Here is a 17,906-nt window from a genome sequence, read left to right as displayed (position 1 = left end):
ATGTCCGAAGAGACCACAGCCGGCGACCAGCCCGAGTCCGTCGTCGACGCGGCGGCCGCGGCCGCCGTCGCCCCCACCTCCGCCGTCGCCACCGAGGCGCGCGACGACCTCGCGCAGGTCGAGCCCGTCGTCGGGGCACCCAAGCCGGACGCCATCCTCGTGGCCGACGACGTCGTGCGCCGCTTCGGCGGCATGACGGCGGTCGACGTCGCACACCTCGAGGTGCAGCGCGGCGCCATCACGGCGCTCATCGGCCCCAACGGCGCCGGCAAGACGACGTTCTTCAACCTGCTCACCGGCTTCGACACCCCCGAGAGCGGGCGCTGGAGCTTCGAGGGGAAGTCGCTCGCCGGCAAGAGCGGGGCTCGCGTCGCCCAGCAGGGGATGGTGCGCACGTTCCAGCTCACCAAGGCGCTGTCGCGGCTCACGGTGCTGCAGAACATGCTGCTCGCGTCCCCGAAGAACCCCGGCGAGCGCTTCTGGCTCTCCTGGCTGCCGTTCACCTGGCAGGGGCACGAGAAGGCCGCCACCGAGAAGGCGATGGAGATCCTCGCCCGGTTCAAGCTCGACGCGAAGGCCGACGACTTCGCCGGGTCGCTGTCCGGCGGGCAGCGCAAGCTGCTCGAGATGGCGCGCGCCCTCATGACCGACCCGACGATGATCATGCTCGACGAGCCGATGGCGGGCGTGAACCCCGCCCTCGTGCAGTCCCTCCTGGGGCACGTGCAGGCGCTGCGGGACGAGGGCATGACGGTCCTGTTCGTCGAGCACGACATGCATGCCGTGCGGCACATCTCCGACTGGGTGGTGGTGATGGCGGAGGGCCGGATCGTGGCCGAGGGCCCGCCGGCGACCGTCATGCAGGACCAGGCCGTGGTCGACGCGTACCTCGGCGCCCACCACGACACCGACCTGGGCGACGACTCCCTGCTCGACCCCGAGATCCTGGCCCGCCTCGAGGCCGAGGAGGAGAAGCGATGAGCGACACCTCGACACTCACGACCCCCGCGCACCCCGGCGGCGTCCCCGAGGGGAAGGAGCTCCTGCTGCGGGCCGACAACCTCGTCGCGGGCTACCTGCCCGGGGTGCACATCCTCGACGGCTGCTCGATCGAGGTGGGCAAGGGCGAGCTGGTCGGCATCATCGGCCCCAACGGTGCCGGCAAGTCCACGCTGCTCAAGGCGTTGTTCGGGCTGGTCAAGATCCACTCCGGCACCGTGACCCTCGGCGGTGAGGACATCACCGGGATGAAGGCGAACACCCTCGTGGCGCGCGGCGTCGGGTTCGTGCCGCAGACCAACAACGTCTTCCCGTCGTTGTCGGTCGAGGAGAACATGCGGATGGGGGTGTACCTGCGCCCGAGGGTCTTCGACGAGCGCTGGTCGTTCATCCGCGACCTGTTCCCCGTGCTGCACGAGCGCCGCACCCAGCGGGCGGGCGCCATGTCCGGAGGCGAGCGGCAGATGGTGGCCATGGCCCGGGCGCTCATGATGAACCCGTCGGTGCTGCTGCTCGACGAGCCCTCGGCAGGCCTGTCCCCGGTGCGTCAGGACGAGACGTTCCTGCGCACCCGGATGATCAACAAGGCCGGCGTGTCGATCATCATGGTGGAGCAGAACGCCCGCCGCTGCCTGCAGATCTGCGACCGCGGCTACGTGCTCGACCAGGGCAAGGACGCGTACACCGGCACGGGGCGCGAGCTGCAGTCCGACCCGAAGGTCATCTCCCTGTACCTCGGCTCCCTCGCCGAGGACACGAAGTAGCCCCACCCCCGCCGAGGTAGTTCGCATCGCGCCGAGGTAGTTCGATTCGGGCCGAGGTAGTTCGGGCCCGGCCAGGGAGGCACCTCGCGAGTACGGCGGCGGCCGCTCAACAGAGCAGCCGCCGCCGTTGCCGCGGGAGGATCGGTCGTCGTTCAGGCGGTCAGCCCGAGCAAGGCACGACGCCGAGCGACGAGGTACGCGCGGCGCAGGCGCTGCTCCAGCGCCGCCAGGTCGTCCAGCTCCTCCCACCGGACCCGGACGACCATCCACCCGGCGGCCTCGCCCCGCTTGCCCCGGGACGCGGACACGATGCGGGAGACCTCCGCCGGGTCGGCACCGCGGCGGAACAGCGAGTCGCACGCGACCAGCGCGCCGTCGCGCGGGAGGGCACGGATGCAGTCGACCAGCGTGCGCGCGAGCGACGTCACCGGGATGCCGCGGACGTCGGCCCGGTCCTGCTGCGGCATCGGCGTGTGGTGACGACGCACCGACGGTTCGCCCTCCCCGTCCACGTGGGGGTTCCCTTCGCGCGTGAGGTGCACGAGCTGCGGCGTGCGATACGTCCACGCCCCGTGAAGCATCGCCGCGGTCTCGTGGCTGAACCACAGCGGCGCCGCGGTGCCGTCTGCCACCTCGCGCACCAGGGCGAGGATCGCCTCCTCGTGGGAGGGCGGCACGACGACGTCGTCGGCCGGGACGAGCTCCAGCGCGTCCGGCACGAGGGGCGGGTGCGTGGCGTCTGCCGAGAGCATCGTGGGCAACGGCGAGCCGGGAGCGTTCATGCTCTCGAGGATTCCGGTGATGCGCCTGATCGCAGGAAGGTGTTCGGCCTCTCTCATGGATGAACCGTCGCGCGACGACCCTGCCGAATGCGGCGTTCCTCCCTCGCGGATCGGCTGTTCGTGGACAAGCCCTGCCTGTGGGCAGCGTCTGAGGCGCAGAGATCTGGCACAACGTCCTCGGACTACCTCGCGGAAAGTTGAACTACCTCGGCACGACACGTGCTACCTCGGCACGATCTGGACTACCTCGGCACGATCTGGACTACCTCGGCACGACGACGGCCCGGCCGCTCTGTGCGAGCGTCCGGGCCGTCGTCGTGCCGAGGTCAGCGAGCGAGGATCACTCCTCGATCTTGCCCTCGATCTGCCGCTGGTAGGTGTAGGTGTTGTCGGCGCCGTACTTGTAGATGCCGATGAACGCGGACGTCGGGTCGTTCGAGTCGTTGAGCGGCCCGATGCCGGACTTGCCGACGTAGTTGATGTCGTCGCCGGCCTCGAGCGCCTTGACGCCCTCCTCGAACGACGTGACCTCGGTGCCGCCGTCGGCACCCGACACCGCACGGATGTTCTTCGAGATCGTGGCGCCGTCGGTGCCGTCGCCCTTGACCGCCGCGAGCGCGGCGAGGACGACAGCGTCGTACGACTCGGCGGAGTAGGAGAAGTCGTTGAGCTCGCCGCTCTCGTTCTCCGAGTACCACGTCTGCAGCTGCTCGCGGAAGGCGTCGTCGGCCTGCGCGCCGGGCAGCGTGCCCTGGACGCCCTCGAGGGTGCCCGGGTCGAAGTCGTCGCCGTAGTTGGAGAGGTTGCCGTCGACGAAGTACGTGGTGCCGTCGAAGTCCCAGCCCTGCGCCACGAGCTCGTTGACGATGGCGGTGGTCTCCTCGAACGCGACGATCGAGATGGCGTCGGGCTTCTGCGCGAGCAGGTCGGTCACCTGGGCGCCGAAGTTCGTCTCGCCCGGCGCGAACTCGTGGCCCTCGCCGTTGCCGCCGTAGACCGCCTCGCACCCACCGGCCTCGAGCGCCTCCTGGATGTAGTCGCGCAGGCCGTTGCCGTAGGCCTCGTTCTGCACGAGGAAGCCGACCTTGCAGTGGCCGTCACCCATGATGAGGTCGGCGTGCGCCGGCCCCTGGACGGTGTCCGGCGGGGCGGTGCGTGCGAAGAACTCGCCGTACCCCGACAGGTCCGCCGCCGTGTTCGCGGGCGAGATCTGCATGACGCTGGCCTCGGCGAACTGGTCGACCACGCCGAGGGACACCGCGGAGGACGCCGCGCCGATGGCGACGGAGACGCCCTTGCCGATGAGGTCGGTCGCCGTGCTGGTCGCCACCGAGAGGTCGGTGCTGTCGCCGGAGTCGCCCCACTCGACGCTGACGTCGTTGCCGAGGACGCCGCCGGCGGCGTTGATGTCGTCGATCGCCAGACCGACGCCGGCGATCTCCGGCGGCCCGAGGAAGGCGAGGGTGCCCGTGACCGGCAGGATCGTGCCGATCTTCAACGGCTCGGCCGAGCCGCCGCCGCCCTCGCTGCTGTCGCCGCTCCCGCCGTCGGACGAGGCGCAGGCTGCGAGGCCGAGGCTGAGGACTGCCGCGAGGGCCAAGCCCTTGGCGGCCGTGGTGCGTCGGATCATGCTGTTCCCCTTTTGGAGGTAGGACATTCGCGGCTCAACACCGCATTCAGTGCCGCTGAACGTAGCGAGACTGTATGTCGCCGACGTGTCGCGCGGGTCACTCCCTGCAGATCGTGACGAACCTGTTATCTAGGTCACACTCGGCCTCTCGCGGCCCCGCATCAGGCGCGGAACTGCGTGAACGACGCGGTGGCCGGGTCCGCCCCCGTGCGCCCCTCGACACCGGACTCCAGGGCGTCGATCGACGCCACCTGCGCGGCCGACAGCTCGAACGAGAAGACGTCCAGGTTCGTGGCCTGCCGCTCGGCGGACAGCGACTTGGGGATGACGATCCGCCCCTGCTGCACCGCCCACCGCAGCACGACCTGCGCGGGCGTGACGCCGAGCTCCGTCGCGGCGGCGACGACGGCCGGCGCGTCGAGGTCGGCCCCGCGACCGAGCGGCGAGTACGCCTCGACGGCGACGCCGAGCTCGCGGCAGCGCTGCTGCACCGCGGTCTGCTGGAAGGTGGGGTGCACCTCGACCTGGTTCACCGCGGGCATGACGTCGGTCTCCGCGACGAGACGGTCGAGGTGCTCGACCAGGAAGTTGGACACCCCGATCGCGCGCACGGCGCCCTCGGCGAGCAGCTTCTCGAACGCGCGCCACGTCTCGACGTACAGGTCCTTGCTCGGCACCGGCCAGTGGATCAGGTACAGGTCGACCTGGTCGACGCCGAGCGCGCGGCGGGAGTCCTCGAACGCGCGCAGCGCCTGCTCGTACCCCTGGTCGCCGTTGCGGAGCTTGGTGGTGACGAAGACGTCCTCGCGGGGGAGGCCCGACGCGCGCAGCGCCGCGCCGACGCCCGCCTCGTTGTAGTAGCCGGCGGCGGTGTCGACGTGCCGGTAGCCGAGCTCGAGCGCCTGCTCGACGTTGGCCTGGGTGCCGTCGTCGGGCACCTGGAAGACACCGAGACCGACCTGGGGGATCTCGACGTCGCCGGACAGGGGCAGGGAGGGCACGGGGGAAGTGGTCATGACTCCTTTGTATCGGCCGCCCCCGACCTCGCGTCCACCGGGGTGACCACCCTGTGGACAGCCCGTGCGGCAACACTGGTGCCCGTGCTCGCGCTCGCGTACCGTTGTCCCCGTTGCAGTGCCTCGCTCGATCCGGACGGTTCCCGTCCGCGCCACGGCGATCGCATCGGAAGGACTGGTGCGGTCACCCGGCGGACCTTGGTCTCAAGAGTTGACGACGATTCACCGTGATGCGCGATCTCGACGGTCGAGGTCGTCGACACCTCTTGAAGGAGTAAGCATGGCCACCGGAACCGTGAAGTGGTTCAACAGCGAGAAGGGCTACGGCTTCATCGCCCCCGAGGACGGCTCGGCCGACGTGTTCGTCCACTTCTCCGCCATCCAGTCCCAGGGCTACCGGTCCCTGGACGAGGAGCAGCGCGTGGAGTTCGACGTCACGCAGGGCCCGAAGGGCCCGCAGGCGGAGAACGTCCGCCCGCTCTGATCTCGCTCCCGGCCGGCTGACGCCGGCCGCGTGAGTCGCACGGCCCGCACCTCGCTCGTCGGGGTGCGGGCCGTCGTCGTTGGCGGGAACGCCCGCCCCGACGCGATCGTTGGACCGTCATGGGATTCCTCGACCGACTCCTCGGCAGAACTCACGACGAGCGCACGTACCACGGCGTGCCAGGCCGGCCCGACGACGCCCGGCCGCACACGGGTGAGGCGCCGGGGAAGCACGGCTACGCGCCGTACCCCGGCCAGCAGCCCGCCGGCCGGCCCGGCGCCGGCGGCCCCGCCGCACACCGCGACCCCGACGAGGTGGCCGTCGAGCGCTACCGCTACCTGCTGCGCACCGCGCCGCCGGACGCCGTCGAGCAGGCGCACGCCGAGGCGTTCGCCCGCCTGACGCCGGAGCAGCGGCGCCGCGTGCTCGAGGACGTCGGCTCCGACCTCCCCGCGAACGAGCGGGCCACCTCCGACGACCCGCAGTCCCTCGCCCGCATGGCCACCCGGGCCGAGATGCGCCGGCCCGGCACGCTGGAGCAGTCGTTCCGCGGCCAGGGCGGCTCCGGCGCGCGTGGTCCGGGCTTCGGCTCGATGGTCGGCTCCAGCCTGCTCGGCACCGTCGCGGGCGTGGTCATCGGCTCGGCCGTGGCGAACGCCCTCTTCGGCCCGGCCTTCGGCGACCCGTCGCAGGACTTCGCCGGCGACGCCGGCTCCGAGGCGGGAGCCGAGGGCGGCGAGGCCGGGGGCGGCGAGGCCGGGGGCGACGCAGGGGCGGACGCCGGCGGCGACGCCGGGTACTCGGAGGCCTCGGGCGCCGACCCCGGGTACGACGGCGGCGGTGACGCGGGCGGCTTCGGCGACTTCGGCGGGGACTTCGGCGGAGGCGACTTCGGCGGGTTCTAGACCGCCCGCTCGCACAGCCCGAGGAAGGCGCCGAGGCGGCCGAGCCCCTCAGGGGTGTGCGGCAGGTAGTCCGTGAGCTCGGGCGACCGCACGACGATCGCGCACCACTGCCCGCGGGAGACGGCCACGTTGACCCGGTGCCGGGACAGCAGGAACCCGGTGCCGCGCGGGACGTCGTGCGGGGAGGACGCCGCGAGCGTGACGATCGCGACGGGCGCCTCGGTGCCCTGGAACCGGTCGACCGTGCCCACCCGCACGCCGTCGAGCCCGGCGTCGTCGAGCGCGCGCCGCACGGCCCACACCTGGGCGTTGTAGGCGGCGAGCACGACGACGTCACGCGGCTCCAGCGGGCGTGCGGGCTGCCCGGCACCCGAGGTCCAGGCACGCCCGACGACGCCTGCCGCCTGCCGCACCACCTCCTGCGCCTCCTCGGGCGACGCGACGCCGCGGCCCACGTGCCGGACGGGCACGTGGTGCACTCCGGGGGCCACGCCGTCGAGCCGGCGCCGGGCCGCGGTCTCGTGGGCCCCCAGCCGCCCCTCGTACGCGAGCTGGGACACCGCCTCGCAGAGGGCGGGGTGCATCCGCCACGACCGCGCCAGGAAGTAGCCGAGCCCCGGCGGCAGCACGTCGCGGCCGTCCGCGAGCCAGCCGAGCGCCGACCGGTCGACGGGCTCGGGGTGACGCCCGCGGCTGACCTGCGGCAGCTGCTGCGGGTCCCCCAGGAGCAGCAGGCGACGTGCGGACCGGGAGACCGCGATCGTGGACGCGAGGGAGAACTGGCCGGCCTCGTCCACGACCAGCAGGTCGAGGTCGTCGTCCGGCCAGCGGCCGGGGTGCGCGAAGTCCCAGGCCGTGCCGCCGACGACGCCCGGGCCGCGGCGGGAGAACTCGGCCAGGTCGTCGCCCGGCAGCTCCGCGCACACCGCGGCGTCCGACGGGGCGTGCGGGGCCGTGTCGGACGGCCGCTTCCTGGCTACCCGCTCGGCGGGGACGCCGGCCTTCTCGACGACGGCGCGCAGCATGTTCTCCACCGCCGCGTGCGACTGCGCGACGACGCCCACCCGCCAGCCCTCGGCGACCAGCGCTGCGACGACGTGCGAGCCGACGTGCGTCTTGCCGGTGCCGGGCGGCCCCTGTACCGCGAGGTAGGAGCGGTCGAGGTCGCGCGTCGCGGCGAGCACCGCGGTGGTGAAGTCGCCGTCGACGACGTCGGGCAGCGCCCCTCCCCTGGTCAGACGCGGTGGCCGGCGGCGCAGCAGGTCCGTGGCCGGGCCGTCGGGCAGCGCGCGATCGGCGTCCCACGCCGCGAGCGCGCGCGTCGCCTGGTCCTCGAGCGCCTGCTCCTGCGGGTCGGCGCGCGGCCCGCTCGACGGGGTGAGCGCCATCGGCAGGGCGTCGAACGTCTCCGCGCCGACACGGACCTGCTCGCGCAGCAGCAGGACGTCGCGCTCACCCGCCTCGGTCTGCCGCCGGACGGCGTCGACGATCGTCGCGCCGCCGTGGAACCCGCGCACGGCGTTCGCCGGCACGGTCACCGCGACGGGCGCGGGGTCGTCGTAGAGGACGAACGGCACCGCGCCGGCGCCCAGCTCGGAGCCCTCCGACAGCCGGCCGACCAGCTCCAGCACCCGCGCCGGCGCGCGCCGCCCGTCCTCGACGAGCCAGTCCTGGACCACGGTCGCGCGTTCCACGTGAAACGTGTTCCGGCGGCCCTGCCACTCGTCCGGCGGCAGCTCGAGCCGCGAGTAGTGCTCGTGCCAGAACGGCTTGCTCTCCCGGCGCCAGTAGCCCAGCGACGCACCGATCATCGCGAGCGCCTGCGCCTCGTCGTCGCGGGCGCCGCGGTCCTCGCCGACCCGCTCGCGCACCTCGGCCTCCAGGCCCAGCCGTCGCTCGCGCGACTCGCGCGTCGCCGCCTGCCGCGGCGTCTCGGGGGCGGGCTCGACCGGCTCGGTGGGCTCGACCGGCGACGGGACCGCAGCCTCGGCCGAGGGGGCGCCCTCGGCGGCCCGGGCGTCGACCACGTCGGCCGCCCCGCGCAGCCAGTCGAACAGCCGCAGGGTGGAGACGCAGTCGTACCGGTTGTAGTCGGCGATGTCGCGCAGCAGGGCGTCGGCCTCGCCGCCACGGCCGGCGTCGCGCAGGGCCGTGTATTCGGCGTAGGCGACGATGGACGCCGCCGCGGTGGTGACGTCGCCCGACCGCAGCTCGTCGCCCATGTACAGCGGCTCGAGCTTCTTGATCGACTTGGAGCGGTCGGAGATCCGCAGCGACGACCGCACGACGGCGTAGAGGTCCACCAGCACGCCGTCGCGCAGCAGCTGGTCCACCTCCTCCTCGTAGACGCCGTGCCGGGCGGCGATGGACAGCAGGTGCACCCGCTCGTACGACGCGTAGTGGTAGACGTGCAGGTCCGGGTACCGTCGCCGCCGCTCGGCGAGGTAGTCCACGAAGTCGACCAGGGCCTGCCGTTCCTGTGCCAGGTCGTGGGCCCAGAACGCGCGGAACGGCGGGGCCTCCCCCGCGGCCTCGGGCCGCTCGACCAGGCCGAACAGGTAGTCGAGCCCGGTCTGCTGCCCCCACTGCTCGCCCTGCGGGTCGGACCACAGGGGGTCGCCCTCGAAGTCGAAGAAGACGTCGCCCGGGCTGGGCGGCGGCAGCCGGCGCACCGCGGACGTGTCGGGCAGCTGCCAGCGGATCGTGGCGGGCTCGCCGTGGTCGTCGTAGCCCACCTCGCCGTCCCACTCCCCCGTGCCGAGCTGCAACCGTGCCTGGTCGCGCACGCGCTCGAAGCCGCGGGCCGGCATCCCGGCGGGCGGGTCCTCGGCCTTCGCGAGCTCGTCGATGGTGGTGATGCCGCCCGCGAGGAGGCGTGCACGCTGCTGCTCGTAGACACCCCCGACGAGCAGGACGTCGCGGTGCGCGGCAGCCTCCTCGGCACAGGCGGGGCACCGGCCGCAGGCGGTGAACCGCTCGTCGCCCCAGGCCAGGGGGCCGTCGTCGGCACGGTGCGCGGCGACGACCTCCCGCAGCCGGGCCCGCCGCTGCTGGAGCACGGGCAACAGCTCGGCGAGCCGGTGGGAGCTGGTGACGCGGGTGCCGAGCACCAGGTGGACGGTGTCCGTCGGGTCGACGTGCGCGGCGGCGAGCTGGTCGGCGTACGCCGCGAGCTGCAGCAGCGCGGTCACCTTGGCCCGCCGCGCCAGCTTGGTCTCGAGGACGGCGTAGCGCGGCAGCGCGGCGGCGGCATGCTCCCCCGGACGCCCCGGACCGACGTCGAGGTCGCCCAGCGGGTCGCGGACCAGGAAGTCGGCCCGGCCGTGGAACTCGCCGTCGAAGAACGTCGCCTGCGCGACGACGTCCGCGCCCGCCTCGATCGCCGCGAGGGTCGCGCCGTGCGCCGCCTCCAGCCCTTCCCGCGTGAGTCGGGCCGGCGGCCCGACCTCGACGACGCCGCCCGGCCCGCCGTCCGAGCGCCCGAACCGGGCCACGTACTCGTCCAGCACCCGGCGCTCGTGCGCGTCGCCCAGGGCCGCGGTCCGCTCGAGCATCACGTCGGCCTCGCGCTCGCGCCGCGGCACCCGGCCGAGCAGCTCGTCGAGGCGGCGCAGCAGCCGGAACTCGCACTCGGCGGCCACCACCAGATCGCTCGCGGAGTGCACGACGGCGGGTTCGCCGCCGCCGTCCGTGGTGCGGTCCGCGTCCAGGAGGAACATGCCCCCGGTCTACCAGCGGCGACCGACAGTCCTTGGCCCGGCTCGTGGCCGGCACCGCTCGATCGCTTGCATGCAAGTTGGATGCAAGCGTAGGTTGCCTCGGGTGACAGAACCCTCCGCGCCCCCCGCGCCGCCGCTCAGCGCCGCCGAGCGCGCGTACCAGCACACCAAGGCGAAGATCCTCTCGGGGGAGGCGGCCGGCGGCGTGCTGCTGTCCGAGGGCGACGTCGCGGCGGAGCTCGGCATCAGCCGCACCCCCGTGCATGAGGCGTTCCTGCGGCTCGACGCCGAGCGGCTGCTCGCCGTCGCGCCGCGGCGGGGGGCCGCCGTCGTGCCGATGGCCCCCGACGAGGCGCGCGACGTGCTCGAGATGCGCGAGGCCGTCGAGCGTTCGACCGCCCGCCGCGCGCTGGCTCACGGGCGACCTGCGGCTGCCGTCGTCGGCGAGCTGCGCACGCACCTCGACACGCAGCGACGCGCGGCCGCCGCGGACGACGTCCAGGCGTTCGTCGTGGCCGACTCGGCGTTCCACGGCGTGCTCGTCCGGGCGTCGCGCAACCAGACGGCGATCCAGTTCATGGGGCTGCTGCGCGACCGGCAGCTGCGGCTCATGTTCCAGCACCTGCACGTCGGGGCGGACGAGGTCGCGGCCGCGCTCGCCGAGCACGAGGCGATGCTCGCCGCCGTCGAGCAGGGCGACGCCGACACGTACTGCGACCTGCTGCACGACCACGTCCGCCGGCACCGGGGCATCCTGTGAGGCGCCCGTGGCTCGGCGCGTTCGCCGCGCTGTTCGTCTCCTCGTGGGCCGGCAACCAGTTCACACCCGTGCTGCTCATGTACGAGGAGGTGCAGGGGTACGGCGACGCCACCGTCAACGCGTTCCTCGGCGTGTACGTGCTCGGCCTCGCGCCCGCGCTGCTCGTCGCCGGGACGCTCTCCGACCGGTTCGGCCGCCGCCCCGTGATGCTCGTGGGGACCGTCTGCGGCATGGTCGCGAGCGCCGTGCTCGCGCTCGGCGTCCTCGGCCCCGTCCCGATCTACGTGGGGCGGCTGCTCGCCGGCATCACGGTCGGGACGGCGACATCGGTCGGCACGAGCTGGATCAAGGAGCTCTCGCAGGTGCCCTACGACCGAGGGGCGGACGCCGGCTCGGGCGCGCGCCGCGCGTCCCTCGCGTTCACGCTCGGGTCCGCCCTGGGCGCGCTCGTCGCGGGCGCGCTGGCGCAGTGGGGCCCGTGGCCCGAGGCGCTGCCGTTCGTGGTGCACCTGGTCGTCACGGCACCGTTCCTGCTGGTCGTGCTCCGCACGCCGGAGTCGAACGCGTTCGGCGGCGAGGCCGGGCCGTGGTGGCGCGGGCTGCGGGTGCCCCCGGCGGGCCACCTCCGGTTCACGCGGGTGGTCGCGGTCGTCGCGCCGTGGATCTTCGTCGTCGCGGCGCTCACCTACGGGTACGCGCCGGTCCTGCTGCGCGACCAGACGCAGGGTTTCGGCGTGGCGTACGCCACGTTGCTCACCGTGGTGGCGCTCGGCGTGGCCGCCGTGGTGCAGCCCGCCGCCAAGCGGCTCGACGCCGTCGACTCCGCGCGCGGGCTGGCCGTCGCCGCCGGGGCCCTCACGCTCGCGGTGGCGTGCGTCGGCGCGGTGGTCGTGTCCGGCTCCCCGTGGTGGGGCGTCGGGGCCGCCGTCGTGGGTGGCGCGGGCATGGGGATCGGCCTGTCGTCAGGGCTCCTGGAGGTGCAGCGCATCGCCGGGCCGCGCCACCTCGCCGGCCTCACGGGCGTGTTCTACGCCGTCGCGTACGCCGGCTTCCTCACGCCCGCGATCATGGCCGCCATCACCCCGCCGTTCACGACGACGCAGCTCTTCGTCGTCCTCGTGGCGCTCGGCGCGGTGTCCACGGGCGTCGTGGTCGCGCACTACCGCAAGCACCTCCCGGGGGCCTGACCGGCCGTCGTCGACCCCGTCCCGGTCCCTGACGCATCGCGGGCGCATGGACCGGGGAGGGCGGTTTCCGACATAGTGGGTGCCGCTCGACGACCAAGGAGTGTCATGGCTGTGCGATTCAACCCGCCCCCGGGATGGCGGGTACCCCCGGGGTTCCGGCCCGACGCGGGGTGGGTCCCCGACCCCGCGTGGCCGCCCGCACCCCAGGGCTGGGAGTACTGGGTGGACGACGCCGCGCGTCCGGCGCGCCCCGAGACCCCGGCCGAGGCGACCACCGTCATGGCCCCCGTACCCGCCTCGGTCACGTACGCACCGGCCGCCGTGACCACCGTCGCAGCCATGCCCCCGCAGCCCCCGTCGCCCCCGCAGCCCCCGCAGCCGCCGTCGCCCCCGGCGCCCACGGCGACGTACGGCGCCCCGGTCGCGACCGTCTCGGCCCCGCCGCCCCCGCCGCCCGCGCCGCCCGCGGCGATCCCGGCCGCCGCTCCCCCGTACGGCCACCCCGGCGCCGAGGAGGACCGCGGAGCCGTCGCGACCGTCTCCGCCGCGCTCCGCACCGTCGGTGACCGGATCCGCACCAGCAGCGGGCGGCGGGCGGCGCGCCAGGCCGCGGACGAGGCCGAGGCCGAGCTCTCGGCCGGTCGCACGCGCGCCGGCTCCCGCGGGCGCGGCAAGCGGGGTGGCCCGCTGATCGCCGGCGTCGCCGTCGCGTGCCTGGCCCTCGGCTGCATCCTCGGCGTCTCCATCTCGATGGTGCGCAGCTCGGACGCCGCGCAGGCGCTCGTGGACGCCGACCGCATGGAGGCCGCGGCCGAGCAGGCCCAGGCCGAGGTGGACCAGCAGCGCCAGGACCTCAGCGCCCAGAAGGACGACCTCCAGAAGCGCGAGGAGTCGCTGAAGGAGCGCGAGCAGGCTGCCGAGGCCGCGGAGACCGAGCTCGCGAGCCAGAAGAAGGCGTTCGAGGACCAGCAGACCCAGAACCAGCAGCAGGCCGAGCAGCAGAAGCAGCAGGAGCAGCAGCAGCAGGACTCCGCGTGGTTCTACTGGGACTGCAACGCCGCCCGCCAGGCCGGCGCCGCGCCCATCCAGAACGGCCAGCCCGCCTACCGTGGCGCGCTCGACCCCAACGGCAACGGCATCGCCTGCGAGGACGGCGAGTAGGCGCGACGGGCCGGACGGACCCGCGAGAGCTCATCGGCCGACGACGACCTCCGCGCGGGCGCCGTCGGTGAACGTGAGCTCCGCGGTGGGGCGCAGCGACGCCTCCCCGGGCGCCCAGACCGCCCACCAGCCGTCCTGGACGGTGGCCTCGACGCGCTCGCCCGAGGTGGTGGTGAGCGCGAACGACGCGACGTCGGACCCAGCGCGCCCGTAGGCGGAGGTGAGCGCGCCGTCGCCGGTGTCGCCCTCGGACCAGGACGCGGTGCCGGTCTGGACGGTCGTGACGTCGCGCGGCCCGGGCTCGCCGGGCACGGACCTCAGCACGGCGTCCCCCGCGACGACGTCGGTCGCGCCGGAGGCCTGCGTGGTGACCAGGCACTCGCCGATGGCGCTGTCGCCCGTGAGCAGCACGTACGTGTAGTCGCCGCGCTGCTCGGCCAGGACCGGGCTGATCGGCACGCTCTCGACCTGCGGGCCGTCGTCGCCCTCGGTGATCCGGTGCGCCACCGTGCCGCACGCCTGCGCGTCGGCCTCCATCGCGTCCGGAGCCACGGTGGCGGGGACGGAGGTCCACGACGCGTACGCGGCCTGCGACCCCGGCCACCACACCGTGGCGACGCCGGCCACCGCCACCACGGCGGCGGCCGCGGCACCCGCCAGGACGGCGGGGCGCGCGGAGCGACGGATCGGGGTGGCTCGCCGCGCCGTGCCGAGGATCGCCTGGAGCGCCTCGTCGTCGGGGCGGCCGGGCGCGCGGAGGTCGCGCGCCGGGTCGAGGTCGGCGAGGTCGACCATCATGGGGGACTTCATCGCGCCTCCTGGAGGTTGCGCAGGACGTCGGCGGTGTCGGGCTTCAGGCCCGAGTAGGCCAGCAGCCGCTTCCGGGCCCGGGTCAACCGGACGGAGAACGTGGACGGCCGGATCCCGAGGACCTTGGCGCCCTCGACGGCGGTGAGCCCGTCCCACGCGACCAGCGCGATGACCTCCCGGTCCGCGTCGGAGAGCATCTCCCAGGCCCGGCGCAGGTCGGTCCGGTCGGCGGCGAGGTCGTCGGTGCCCTCCTTGCCCGCCTCCGGCTCCCGCTCGAGCCGGACGCCCAGGGCCCGCCAGCGGCCGTGCGTGCGCAGGTGGGTCGCGAGCACGTTGCGGGCGACGCCGAGCAGCCACGGCTTCGGGTCGTCGGGCACGTCGCCGAGACGGCGCCAGGCGACCAGGAACGTCTCCGACACGACGTCGTCCACCAGCCCCGCCTCCACCCGACGCGCCACGAATCGTGTGACCACCTCGTGCTGCTCCACCCACATCTGCGTCAGCAGCTCACGGGCGCGGGCGTCGTCCACGATGAAACCTTTCCGTCCTACCAGTGGAGTTGCCGCCAACCCCCCGAGTGCTACACCGTAGTCACCGCGGGGGTCGACGACGACGCCGCACCAGCGCGCCGGAGCCCAACCGAGGAGCGACATGAGCCGAGGCAGGACCGTCAGGAAGAACATCGCCGCAGGTCTGGGCGTCGCCGCTCTCGCGCTGGGGGTGACGCTCACGGCGGTCGCCCCGTCGCAGGCCGCGCCCACGGAGGAGAACCTGCCCGGCGTGCCCGCACCCGGCAGCCCCGCGGACGAGTGGGAGGCGTGGGCCGCGCAGGAGCGCGCCGCCGCCGAGGCCACCGACTGGGCGGCCGACTCGGAGGCTCGCGGGTGCACCCTGCAGGACGTCACGATCTCCGACGAGGTCGACCGCGACTACAACGTCGCGATGGGCGCGCCCGCCGACCTCGCGACGCACCGCGTCGACCTGCTCGAGGACTGCGGCGACGCCGCGACCGCCGTCGCCGGCGACACGGCCTCGCGGTCCGCGGCGTCCGGGGCGAGCACCCTGGCGCTGCCGTCCGGCAACCGGTGCGCGTCCACGTCCGGCCCGGGCACCATGTGCCTGTCGAAGAGCGGCAGCCGCATCTACGCGTCGTGGCAGTACCGCGGGTCGGGCTCCGTGACCGGGTTCCTGCGCATCTACCGCGTCTCGTCCGGCGCGAGCGGCTGCCCCACCGGCACCACCTGGCTGACCGGCGGCACCAGCACGTGGAGCAACGGCGACACACGCACCATCTCCAAGACGCGCACCTCGGCCGGCGGCTACTCCGCGCACATCTGGAAGAAGGTCACCATCGGCCACACCGACTGGGGCGGCGTCTGCTCGGTGCTCTGACGCCCCGACCGACGACGGAAGGTGCCCGATGACGAGCGACCGGCTGGGCGTGGCGGTCTTCGTCGTGTGGACGGTGCTGCTGGTCGCCGTCCCCGTCGTCACGATCGTCGTCGCCGTGCGCCGACGCCGGCACGTCGGCGGCGGGCTCGTCGCCGTCACGGTGCTGGCGTTCGCCGTGCTCGGCGTCGGCTGGTGGCTGGTGCTGTCCCCCGTCCTGATCGACGGGGTCACCTGCATGTCGGGGTCGGCGGCTGCGGGACTCCTCGACGACAGCCTCGACATGACGGACGAGGGTGTCGCGCTCGCCGACCGCCTGGCGTGCCGCGACCTCGCGCGCCAGGTCGTCGGCGGGTGGGCCCTCGCCGCGGCGGCCGCTCTGGCCCTGTGGGTCGTCGCCGTGGTGCGCGCCCCGCGCCTGGCCCGGCCGGGCCCGCCCCCGTGGACGCCGGCCGTCTGACGGCGCGACCGTCCCGCCAGAGCCCCGTCAGGGTCCCGCCAGAGCCCCCGTCAGAGCACGTGGGCGAGGAAGTCCCGCAGGCGCGGCTCGGAGGGGTTGTCCAGCACGTCGGCGGGCGCACCCTCCTCGACGATGACGCCGTCGTCCATGAAGACGACATGGTCGGCGACCTCGCGGGCGAACCCGATCTCGTGCGTCACGACGATCATCGTCATGCCGGAGCGCGCCAGGTCCTGCATGACGGCGAGCACCTCGCCCACGAGCTCGGGATCGAGCGCGGAGGTGGGCTCGTCGAAGAGCATGAGCTCGGGATCCATGGCGAGCGCCCGCGCGATCGCGACGCGCTGCTGCTGGCCGCCCGACAGCTGCGCCGGGTAGAACTGCGCCCGCTCACCGAGGCCCACCCGGTCGAGGAGCTCCAGACCCTGGCGGCGGGCCTCCGCCCTGGACAGCCCGCGCACCTGGACGGGCGCCTCCATGACGTTCTCCAGCGCCGTCTTGTGCGGGAACAGGTGGAAGCGCTGGAACACCATCCCGATGCGGGAGCGCTGCTTCGCGATCACCTTGGGGTGCAGGCGGTGCAGCACGCCCTTGTCGTCGCGGCGGTAGCCCATGAGGTCGCCGCCCACGTGGATGGACCCGGCGGTGATCTCCTCGAGCTCGTTCACGCAGCGCAGCAGCGTGGACTTGCCGGAGCCGGACGGCCCCAGCACCACGGTCACCGAGCCCCGCGGGACGTCGAGGGAGACGCCCTTGAGCACGTGCACGCCGTCGTGGCCGCGGCCGAACACCTTGTGCACGTCGCGGACCTCGACCATCACGGCGCCGGTCGCGCCCGCGCTCTCGCTCGTCGCGGTCATGGGGTCACCTCCAGGAAGGGGTCGTCCTTGGTGGTGCCGGACGCGCCGATGAGGTCCTGCTTGCGCGGCTTGCGGCCGGCCCGGGGGCCACGCCCGCCGGGCCCACCACGACCGGTGCGGCCGCCGTCGAACCCGCGGCCGTAGTACCGCTCGAGATAGTGCTGGCCGATCATGAGCACCGACGTGATGAGCAGGTACCAGAGCGCGGCGACGATGAGCAGCGGGATCGGCTGGAAGATGCGGCTGCCGATCTGGTTGGTGGCGTAGGTGAGCTCGAGCGTGAACGGGATCGCCAGCACCAGCGACGTCGTCTTGAGCATGGAGATGGTCTCGTTGCCCGTGGGCGGCACGATGACGCGCATCGCCTGCGGCAGCACGATGCGGCGCAGGATCTTGGCGTCCTTCATGCCGAGCGCCTTCGCGGCCTCCGTCTGGCCGGGGTCCACCGACGACAGGCCGGCGCGGACGATCTCCGCCAGGTACGCGGACTCGTTGAACGCGAGGCCGATCAGCGCCGCCCAGAACGCCGTGATGACGTCCTGGGTGGTGAAGGTCCAGAACTCCGGACCGAACGGGATGCCGAGGGACAGCCGCGGGTACAGCACCGACAGCAGGCCCCAGAACACGAGCTGCGTGTAGATCGGGGTGCCGCGGAAGAACCAGATCCAGAACCACGACACCGACCGCATCACGGGGTTGTCGCTGCGCCGCATCACCGCCAGCAGCACGGCCAGCACGATGGCGATCGCCATCGAGCCGAACGTGAGGACGAGCGTCCAGCCCACGCCCCGCACGACGACGACGTCGCGCAGGTAGAGCCAGACCGTGTCCCAGCGGAAGTTGGGGTTGGTGACGAGCGCGTTGACGGCCATCGCCACGAGGACGAGGACGACCACGGCCGACACCCACCTGCCCGGCCGGGGCACCGGCCGGGCGTGCAGGGGCTCCGGCAGCTGGCCGGACGGTCGGTCTTCCATGCG

At 73.7% G+C, this 17,906-nt stretch carries 17 protein-coding genes; 9 read left to right on the top strand and 8 right to left on the bottom strand.

Annotated elements, in window-relative coordinates; all coding sequences use genetic code 11:
* Together ACFQ8E_RS12710 and ACFQ8E_RS12705 are read left to right on the top strand one after the other, a co-directional pair.
* Positions 1 to 981 carry an ABC transporter ATP-binding protein gene (locus ACFQ8E_RS12710; protein ID WP_430550923.1) on the top strand — a complete coding sequence of 327 codons (981 nt, stop codon included), beginning with the start codon at positions 1 to 3 and terminating at the stop codon, positions 979 to 981.
* On the top strand, positions 978 to 1,763 hold the full coding sequence (locus tag ACFQ8E_RS12705; RefSeq protein WP_430550922.1) for an ABC transporter ATP-binding protein: 786 nt from the start codon (positions 978 to 980) through the stop codon (positions 1,761 to 1,763). Before ACFQ8E_RS12710 ends, ACFQ8E_RS12705 begins: the two co-directional genes overlap by 4 nt.
* Positions 1,764 to 1,915: 152 nt before the next feature.
* Here ACFQ8E_RS12705 and ACFQ8E_RS12700 read toward each other — a convergent pair whose 3' ends face one another.
* From ACFQ8E_RS12700 to ACFQ8E_RS12690, 3 genes are all read right to left on the bottom strand, one after another.
* A complete protein-coding gene (locus ACFQ8E_RS12700) occupies positions 1,916 to 2,545 on the bottom strand; it encodes a hypothetical protein (protein ID WP_430550921.1) in 630 nt (209 codons plus the stop codon).
* Between the two features lie 340 nt (positions 2,546 to 2,885).
* The gene (locus tag ACFQ8E_RS12695; RefSeq protein ID WP_430550920.1) at positions 2,886 to 4,175 is read right to left on the bottom strand and encodes an ABC transporter substrate-binding protein; all 1,290 of its coding nucleotides are present in this window, start codon (positions 4,173 to 4,175) and stop codon (positions 2,886 to 2,888) included.
* 161 nt (positions 4,176 to 4,336) lie between these two features.
* On the bottom strand, positions 4,337 to 5,191 hold the full coding sequence (locus ACFQ8E_RS12690; RefSeq protein ID WP_430550919.1) for an aldo/keto reductase: 855 nt from the start codon (positions 5,189 to 5,191) through the stop codon (positions 4,337 to 4,339).
* Positions 5,192 to 5,471: 280 nt separating this feature from the next.
* Here ACFQ8E_RS12690 and ACFQ8E_RS12685 point away from each other — a divergent pair, with 280 nt between their 5' ends.
* Positions 5,472 to 5,675 (top strand): transcription antiterminator/RNA stability regulator CspE, encoded by a 204-nt coding sequence (locus tag ACFQ8E_RS12685; RefSeq protein ID WP_079576569.1) that lies wholly within the window; start codon positions 5,472 to 5,474, stop codon positions 5,673 to 5,675.
* 119 nt (positions 5,676 to 5,794) lie between these two features.
* Positions 5,795 to 6,580 carry a hypothetical protein gene (locus tag ACFQ8E_RS12680; protein WP_430550918.1) on the top strand — a complete coding sequence of 262 codons (786 nt, stop codon included), beginning with the start codon at positions 5,795 to 5,797 and terminating at the stop codon, positions 6,578 to 6,580.
* Here ACFQ8E_RS12680 and ACFQ8E_RS12675 read toward each other — a convergent pair.
* Entirely contained in the window at positions 6,577 to 10,299 is a 3,723-nt protein-coding gene (locus tag ACFQ8E_RS12675; RefSeq protein ID WP_430550917.1) for a TM0106 family RecB-like putative nuclease, read from the bottom strand. The genes ACFQ8E_RS12680 and ACFQ8E_RS12675 overlap by 4 nt on opposite strands.
* Positions 10,300 to 10,402: 103 nt before the next feature.
* Between ACFQ8E_RS12675 and ACFQ8E_RS12670 the strand changes: the two genes are divergently transcribed.
* The 3 genes from ACFQ8E_RS12670 (at position 10,403) to ACFQ8E_RS12660 (ending at position 13,407) form a co-directional block, all read left to right on the top strand.
* Positions 10,403 to 11,059, top strand: a complete 657-nt coding sequence (locus ACFQ8E_RS12670) for a GntR family transcriptional regulator (protein ID WP_430550916.1) — start codon at positions 10,403 to 10,405, stop codon at positions 11,057 to 11,059.
* Complete coding sequence (locus tag ACFQ8E_RS12665) at positions 11,056 to 12,246, top strand: MFS transporter (RefSeq protein WP_430550915.1); 1,191 nt, start codon at positions 11,056 to 11,058, stop codon at positions 12,244 to 12,246. Before ACFQ8E_RS12670 ends, ACFQ8E_RS12665 begins: the two co-directional genes overlap by 4 nt.
* Positions 12,247 to 12,351: 105 nt before the next feature.
* Entirely contained in the window at positions 12,352 to 13,407 is a 1,056-nt protein-coding gene (locus ACFQ8E_RS12660) for an excalibur calcium-binding domain-containing protein (protein WP_430550914.1), read from the top strand.
* Positions 13,408 to 13,437: 30 nt separating this feature from the next.
* Here the strand turns inward: ACFQ8E_RS12660 and ACFQ8E_RS12655 are convergent, their stop codons facing one another.
* Positions 13,438 to 14,217: a hypothetical protein gene (locus ACFQ8E_RS12655; RefSeq protein WP_430550913.1), complete on the bottom strand. Its 780-nt coding sequence runs from the start codon at positions 14,215 to 14,217 to the stop codon at positions 13,438 to 13,440.
* A complete protein-coding gene (locus tag ACFQ8E_RS12650) occupies positions 14,214 to 14,747 on the bottom strand; it encodes an RNA polymerase sigma factor (RefSeq protein WP_430550912.1) in 534 nt (177 codons plus the stop codon). Before ACFQ8E_RS12650 ends, ACFQ8E_RS12655 begins: the two co-directional genes overlap by 4 nt.
* Before the next feature lie 121 nt (positions 14,748 to 14,868).
* Here ACFQ8E_RS12650 and ACFQ8E_RS12645 point away from each other — a divergent pair, with 121 nt between their 5' ends.
* Positions 14,869 to 15,609, top strand: a complete 741-nt coding sequence (locus ACFQ8E_RS12645) for a hypothetical protein (protein WP_430550911.1) — start codon at positions 14,869 to 14,871, stop codon at positions 15,607 to 15,609.
* Positions 15,610 to 15,637: 28 nt separating this feature from the next.
* Positions 15,638 to 16,066, top strand: a complete 429-nt coding sequence (locus ACFQ8E_RS12640; RefSeq protein ID WP_430550910.1) for a hypothetical protein — start codon at positions 15,638 to 15,640, stop codon at positions 16,064 to 16,066.
* 50 nt (positions 16,067 to 16,116) lie between these two features.
* Here ACFQ8E_RS12640 and ACFQ8E_RS12635 read toward each other — a convergent pair whose 3' ends face one another.
* Together ACFQ8E_RS12635 and ACFQ8E_RS12630 are read right to left on the bottom strand one after the other, a co-directional pair.
* Entirely contained in the window at positions 16,117 to 16,926 is an 810-nt protein-coding gene (locus ACFQ8E_RS12635; protein WP_430550909.1) for an amino acid ABC transporter ATP-binding protein, read from the bottom strand.
* Entirely contained in the window at positions 16,923 to 17,903 is a 981-nt protein-coding gene (locus ACFQ8E_RS12630; protein ID WP_430550908.1) for an amino acid ABC transporter permease, read from the bottom strand. Before ACFQ8E_RS12630 ends, ACFQ8E_RS12635 begins: the two co-directional genes overlap by 4 nt.
* Positions 17,904 to 17,906 lie beyond the last annotated feature (3 nt).

Source organism: Isoptericola sp. NPDC056573 (assembly GCF_042793335.1).
Taxonomy (GTDB): Bacteria; Actinomycetota; Actinomycetes; order Actinomycetales; family Cellulomonadaceae; genus Isoptericola.
The sequence above is the reverse complement of the archived record's forward strand: the minus strand, read 5'-3'. Positions and strand labels throughout refer to the sequence as shown.